1 protein-coding gene is annotated in these 1,249 nt (G+C 57.1%); it reads left to right on the top strand.

Going from position 1 to position 1,249, the window contains the following annotated elements; genetic code table 11:
* Positions 1-29: 29 nt before the first annotated feature.
* Positions 30-1,249: hypothetical protein (locus tag VTU_RS33760; protein ID WP_169315422.1), on the top strand; the 1,220-nt coding region annotated here is incomplete at its 3' end.

Consider the following 1,249-nt stretch of genomic DNA (forward strand, 5'->3'; position numbering starts at 1 on the left):
ATGGCGGTTTTGCGCTCGAGCGACACGTATTGCCCGATATCTATTTTCTGACCTTGAGCGACCTGCATTACCCCAATGTCATCCGCACCAGTTTTCCGGTGTACGAAGGCAGCACGCAGGCCCAGGTCACGATGGTGGTGCCACCGGGCCTGGGAGTCGACACGGGCGCCAATACAGCGAAGCAGCGGGCGGCCCCTGGTTCGTCGGCGGTGCAAAGCAGCGTGACACAAGACGGCAAGGGGCCACCCCCACGCAGCATCCCCGCCGCCAAGCGCGCGTTGGCGCCCACGCCGCTCGCCGCAGAGGGGGTCGATAGCGCGGTTTTTAGCGCCACTGCGGCCGAGCAAGACCGGCTCGTCAACAAGAAAATCGACTTCCAGGTGCCGATCGGTACCGAGAGCGTCGGCATCAGGATTACCGTGTTTTCCGAGGAGGAATACCTGCTCCCCAAAGTGAGCAGCAGAGCCGAACTTGAGCAACTGATCAGGAAACATCAGCAATCCGGGATGCTTCCGAGAGAGGATAGAAAGTACAAGGATACTTGGTCGTATTCTGTCGTGGGATTTCCTGACATCGAATTTTCAGCCAGCGGTTTGGCAAAACAGTTGCGTTTTACCGATGGAGGAATGACCGAGACCAGGTGCGTAGACGTGACCGGGCAGACCAAGAACGCTGCACTGAACATCAGCGGCAGCGTGAGCGCAATCAACATCGGTGACGATCTCTTGCCAACCACCACGACGGTCGAACTGACGCTGGGATGCAAGAAGCTCAAATCATCGTCTAGCACGCTCGAAGTCTTGTCGGCACAATTCTCGTCGCCGAACAAGAATGCCAATCCGATAATTTCACCGATCACGATTGGAGATGGAATGCATGGCAATCTGGCCGGCTGCTATCTGTCGATCCCGCAAAGCGGCAGTGACAACACCCACACGATTCCGCTTAAAATCACATATTCGCCGGCCGATGCAGAAATCACCGAAATGAACCTGGGGATCACCGAACTGAAGTCGGGTGAGCCGTTTGGCATCCCCACGAATTTTTCCACCGTCAATTTGTTGACGCAAAATCATACCAAGCAGCCTGGGCTGATCACATTCCCCGGAATTTCTCTGCCCGCCTTCGCGGGTGACATGGCCCTGGGAAATCTGGCCGTCATGGTCCGTCTCAAAGGCAGCGTGGGGGGCGCCGCAGTGAGTTCCGACCCCGCAGGAAGGGGTGGGCGGGTCAAATTTGGCGTAAAAAA

This window comes from Verminephrobacter aporrectodeae subsp. tuberculatae At4 (assembly GCF_000193225.1).
GTDB lineage: Bacteria > Pseudomonadota > Gammaproteobacteria > Burkholderiales > Burkholderiaceae_C > Acidovorax > Acidovorax aporrectodeae.